General features: G+C 39.4%; 4 protein-coding genes. All 4 read right to left on the reverse strand.

Annotated features, from left to right (window positions below; all coding sequences use genetic code 11):
* Positions 1 to 367: DUF4926 domain-containing protein (locus PL9631_RS25195; RefSeq protein WP_083624708.1), on the reverse strand; the 367-nt coding region annotated here is incomplete at its 3' end.
* Entirely contained in the window at positions 367 to 807 is a 441-nt protein-coding gene (locus PL9631_RS25200) for a DUF6036 family nucleotidyltransferase (RefSeq protein ID WP_083624703.1), read from the reverse strand. The genes PL9631_RS25195 and PL9631_RS25200, both read right to left, overlap by 1 nt.
* Complete coding sequence (locus tag PL9631_RS25205; RefSeq protein WP_231516856.1) at positions 758 to 964, reverse strand: hypothetical protein; 207 nt, start codon at positions 962 to 964, stop codon at positions 758 to 760. Before PL9631_RS25205 ends, PL9631_RS25200 begins: the two co-directional genes overlap by 50 nt.
* 64 nt (positions 965 to 1,028) lie before the next feature.
* On the reverse strand, positions 1,029 to 2,099 hold a 1,071-nt coding region (locus PL9631_RS25210), incomplete at its 5' end, for a tetratricopeptide repeat protein (RefSeq protein WP_156090706.1).

Below are 2,099 nucleotides of genomic sequence, written 5' to 3' on the forward strand. Positions count from 1 at the left end.
CTTGACGATGTAAAAATCGGTTTTCTTCCATAAATATACAGTTGATCACTTCATTATTTTGTAAAGATAAATCGGCAATAAATTGACCTGTGTATTCTTCAAGTTGTCGCTGTCTGGTTTGGGATAGCTGACGTAACTTGTCTAAAATCGCTTCTTCCCTAGAATACTGACTAACGGGAATAATTTGTGAGGCGGCAACTTCAATGGTAATATGCGGGACATCAAACCCTTCTAAACTATACCCATCTTCTTGATTATCCATTGGATAATACTCAACAATGGTGGCAATATCTCCTTGTTTGAGGTGATATTTGGGTAAATCTTCTGTTAGGGCGACTTGGGAAAATAGAGGATATTGTTGTTTCATTAATCTTGTAAATTTTCGAGGTCTGCAAGGTCTTGATTTCTTCCTGATGCGAGTTTGTTTTTTCTGAGATTTTCCAAATCTATGAATTTTACAATTACATCATTAACTGTAATTTCAATGCGTGTTTGATAGCAGGTTTGGAAATCAACACCGTCGGGAGTTGTTAATAAATCAATCCGGCTTGGTGGGTAGCCTAATTGAATAATTTGATCGGCTTCAAGAAAGTCTTCTGGTTTTAAGTTTAATGTACCAAAGCCAAATTCATCTAAGGCTTTTACCAAATTTTCTGCATTATCTGGTTTCATTTCAATCCAGATATCAATGTCTTTAGTATAACGAGGATGACCATGAATAGCAACGGCATAACCTCCAATCACTAGATATCGCACGTTATTGTTGTTTAATAATTCTATAAATTCTTTGAAGTCTTGGTTCAGCATGATATTTCCATTGATGATAGTCTTGACGAATTTGTTCTAGGGCTGCAAGGCGTTCTAAATAGGGTTGTTTTTGCCAATAGGTGAAGTCGTTTTTTTGTTGTTTTTGATTAACTTTTGTGTAAGTTATGATCATGTTTCGTTGAGTCGGTGAGTCCATTTTATTTTCCTTAAAACATAGATTAAATTTGGGGGTTGATGTTAACCGAAATATGGGGTTAGGACTAGGAGAATAACTGGCGGAAAAATTGCTTGATTTGACTAAACCAGCGACGAATTTTTTGCCACCGGGTCGGGGATGGCGGAATGGGTGGGATTTCAAGTTGCTCAAGGGCGCGATCGCATTCTTGGATTTTGTGATCGAGTTGCATTTGTTGATAGAATTGGCGAGCATTACGGTACGCACCTATGGCGTCGGGAATGCGGTTAAGTTTAGTTAGGGTTTTACCAAAGTTAAACCAGATTTCAGCTTGGGATTGAGGACTTTTGATTTCTGTTGCAATAGTCAAAGCCTCTTGATACAAAGAAAGAGCTTGTTGATAGTTTTCTAAAGCATCATAGACTTCTCCTAAACCATTTAAAGAAGCAGCTTCCCCCCCTCTATTCCCAATCTCTCGGCAAATTTCCAGAGATTGCTGATGATAGGATATAGCATCTTCGTAGCGTCCTAGGGAATTGTAAGCATTGCCTAAACCGATTAAAGAAATAGCTTCCCCCCCTCTATCCCCAATCTCTCGGCAAATTTCCAGAGATTGCTGATGATAGGATATAGCATCTTCGTAGCGTCCTAGGGAATTGTAAGTAACGCCTAAATAGAATAAAGAAGCAGCTACCCCCTGTCTATTCTCAATCTCTCGGTAAATTTCCAGAGATTGCTGGTAATAGGATATCGCTTCTTCGTAGCGTCCTAGGGAATTGTAAGCATTACCTAAACCGATTAAAGAAATAGCTTCCCCCCCTCTATCCCCAATCTCTCGGTAAATTTCCAGAGATTGCTGGTAATAGGATATCGCTTCTTCGTAGCGTCCTAGGGAATTGTAAGCAATGCCTAAACCAAGTAAAGAAGCAGCTACCCCCTGTCTATTCTCAATCTCTCGGTAAATTTCCAGAGATTGCTGGTAATAGGATATCGCTTCTTCGTAGCGTCCTAGGGAATTGTAAGCATTACCTAAACCGATTAAAGAAATAGCTTCCCCCCCTCTATCCCCAATCTCTCGGTAAATTTCCAGAGATTGCTGGTAATAGGATATCGCTTCTTCGTAGCGTCCTAGGGAATTGTAAGCATTACCTAAACC

The sequence above is a fragment of the Planktothrix paucivesiculata PCC 9631 genome, assembly GCF_900009265.2.
Taxonomy (GTDB): Bacteria; Cyanobacteriota; Cyanobacteriia; order Cyanobacteriales; family Microcoleaceae; genus Planktothrix; species Planktothrix paucivesiculata.

What these genes read in the sequence shown, in the direction of transcription:
- PL9631_RS25200 (WP_083624703.1), bottom strand. Translation starts at nt 807, where the DNA reads ATGCTGAACCAAGACTTCAAAGAATTTATAGAATTATTAAACAACAAT.
- PL9631_RS25205 (WP_231516856.1), bottom strand. Translation starts at nt 964, where the DNA reads ATGGACTCACCGACTCAACGAAACATGATCATAACTTACACAAAAGTT.